Genomic DNA, 2801 nt, shown 5'->3' with positions numbered 1-2801 from the left:
GAGCTACCTTCCATGGCTATCGCGTGGGAAGAGGTGTCATCGACGCCGACCGGCTTGCCCACCGCTGTGACCTGCGCAAACGGGCCGGGCGGTCGGAGGCCGGTCCCTACTATGACTCCTACTGTGGCTCCCACCAGGGAATCGACCATGGGGCCCACCTGGGAACCAACCGTCGGGCCTACCTCGGATTCCGGCGTGCGGGCGAGGCCCGGCCAGGATGGGCGGATGTCACATGATGCCGAAGTCGGCCCACTCGATCCCGGTGAACTCCACCGCCAGGCCGCTGGCGCGGCGGCCGTTGTCGCGGAAGTAGTGCTCCTGCAGACCGGCGGCGAGGATGGCGGCCTGGTCGTCCTCGGAGGCGCCGGCGGCGCGGGCGGCGAACAGGGCGGCGGCGACGTCGCCGGGCAGGTGTTGGGTGATCAGGCGCAGCCGGGGGTCGTCGGTGGAGCCGGCCGCGCTGGCGAACCCGAACTGCGCGCTGGCGCTGAGCACGAAGCCGTCGCGTTCGGCGGCCCGGCGCACCCGCCGTTGGACCCGGGGCTGCCAGGCGGCGCGGACCGCGTCGGCGATCGCCCGCGCGGCGGCCGGCTTCGGGGTGGCGGTGCCCTTGAGCCAGCGCTGGACGGTGCGCTGCGAGACGCCGAGCTGCACGGCGACCGCGGCCGTCGAGCCCTTCGCGGCCTTCACCAGGAACCGAACCCGGGCGGGCACGGACTTGGGGATCGGCCGGGTGCGCATCGCACGCTCCAAGCCGTCGTCGATCTCTCCCATGCGTGATCTCTCCGGATTCATGGCGGTATGTCAGGTAATGGGCGGGCGTCCGACACGGCTTGCCCAGCCAGCGGGCAAGCCCTGGGCAAGCCTGGCGTGCGGTGGGCAAGCCGTTCCCGGCAGTTGGCCCGCCCGGCTCCGGTGGGGTCCAGGCGGGCCGTCAGTGTGGGGTGGTGGCGGTCAGTCCATGTCGCGGGTCATGTCGACGATGCGGCTGTAGTGGCCCTGGAACGCGGCGGTGATTACGGCCTGCGGGCCGCCGCGGTGCTTGGCGACGTTGAGTTCGATCTCGCCGGCGCGGGCGCTCTCCCTCTCGTGCATGTCCTCGCGGTGGAGCAGGATGATGATGTCGGCGTCCTGCTCGATGGCTCCGGACTCGCGCAGGTCGGAGACCATGGGGCGTTTGTCGGTGCGATGCTCGGGGCCGCGGTTGAGCTGGGAGAGCGCCACGACCGGGCACTCCAGTTCCTTGGCCATGAGTTTGAGGTTGCGGGAGATGTCGCTGATCTCCTGCTGGCGGTTCTCAAAGCGCCGGGTGCCGCCGGACTGCATCAGCTGGAGGTAGTCGACGACGACCAGGCCGAGGCCGCCGTGCTGCTGGGCGATGCGCCGGGCCCGGGAGCGGATCTCCATCAGGGTGAGTTCCTGGGAGTCGTCGAGCACCAGCGGCGCGTCCATGACCTCGGGGGTCCGGCGGGCGAGGCGCTGGACGTCGTCGTCGGTGACCGTGCCGGCCTTGATGTGGTGCAGGGCGACCTTCGCCTCCGCGGAGAACAGCCGCTGCACGATCTCCGCCCGGCCCATCTCCAGGGAGAAGAACGCGCAGGCCTTCTGCTGGTGGACGGCGCAGGCCCGCGCGAAGTCCAGGGCGAGCGTGGACTTGCCGACGCCCGGCCGCGCGCCGATCACGACGAGCTGGCGGGGCAGCAGGCCGCTGGTGAGCTGGTCCAGGTCGGCGAAGCCGGTGGACAGACCGGCCAGGGTCTTGCGGGTCTTGGCCGCGTCCAGGCCGTCGAAGAACGCCTCGACGTCGTCGCGGACCGGGGCGTACGGGGTGCTGACCGTACGGGCGCTGACGGCCTTGTAGACCTCTTCCTGGGCGGCCTGGACGATGGAGTCGAGCTCGCCCTCGGCCGCGTAGCCCATCGAGGCGATCCGGGTGCCGGCCTCCACCAGGCGGCGCAGCACCGCCCGCTCGTGGACGATCTCGGCGTAGTACTCGGCGTTCGCCGCGGTGGGCACCGAGTTGACCAGGGTGTGCAGGTAGCCGGGGCCGCCGACCCGCTCCAGGTCGCCGCGGCGGGTCAGCTCACCGGCAACCGTGATCGGGTCGGCCGGCTCGCCCTTGGCGTAGAGGGCGAGGATCGCGGCGTGGATGGTCTCGTGCGCGGGCCGGTAGTAGTCGGCGGGCTGGAGGACCTCGATCACGTCGCCGATCGCGTCCTTGGACAGCAGCATGCCGCCCAGCACCGACTGCTCGGCGTCCAGGTCCTGCGGCGGCACCCGCTCGAAGCCGTCGCCGGGAAGGGTGTCGTCCCCGCCGCGGCTGCGGGTCCGCCCGCCCCACCGCGGCGCGGGCAGCTGCTCGACCACCGGCTCCCCGGTCGGCGCGTAGTCGTCCTCCGGCGGCTCCTCGGGCAGGTCGTTCGGCTCCGGGGCCGGGTCCTGGGGCAGTACGCTCATGGTGAATCTCCTGTTCGAGGGACGGTTCGATCCGGCGGCCGGGGGTGCAGACCCCGGCCGCCGCTTGCTGTTCGGGGGATGGTCAGACGTTGACCTTGGACTGCCACGGCACGCCCTCGGCCGCCAGGATCTCGGCCAGTGACAGCCCTTCCGGCTTGCCGCCGCGCCGCTGCTGCTCCTCGCGGACGCAGGTCGGGCAGTCCAGCGGGAGCACCGGGTGGCGCGGGCACTTGCTCGGGTCCGGGCGACGGGGCGCGGCGGGCCTGGCCGGGGCGCCGGCGTACTGGGCGTGGATCGCCTCGCCCAGACGCCACCACGACGGCTTCTCCCCGCCCATCCAGGCC

3 protein-coding genes are annotated in these 2801 nt (G+C 72.5%); all 3 read right to left on the bottom strand.

Annotated features, from left to right (window positions below):
- Window positions 1-228: 228 nt before the first annotated feature.
- On the bottom strand, window positions 229-774 hold the full coding sequence (gene tpg / locus KSNIM_RS38885; protein ID WP_263108378.1) for a telomere-protecting terminal protein Tpg: 546 nt from the start codon (window positions 772-774) through the stop codon (window positions 229-231).
- A gap of 180 nt (window positions 775-954) precedes the next feature.
- Window positions 955-2457, bottom strand: a complete 1503-nt coding sequence (dnaB, locus tag KSNIM_RS38880) for a replicative DNA helicase (protein WP_263108315.1) — start codon at window positions 2455-2457, stop codon at window positions 955-957.
- Between the two features lie 82 nt (window positions 2458-2539).
- A partial coding sequence (locus tag KSNIM_RS38875) for a hypothetical protein (protein WP_263108377.1) occupies window positions 2540-2801 on the bottom strand: 262 nt, incomplete at its 5' end.

The sequence above is a fragment of the Kitasatospora sp. DSM 101779 genome (assembly GCF_025655475.1).
Classification (GTDB): domain Bacteria; phylum Actinomycetota; class Actinomycetes; order Streptomycetales; family Streptomycetaceae; genus Kitasatospora.
The sequence above is the reverse complement of the archived record's forward strand: the minus strand, read 5'-3'. Positions and strand labels throughout refer to the sequence as shown.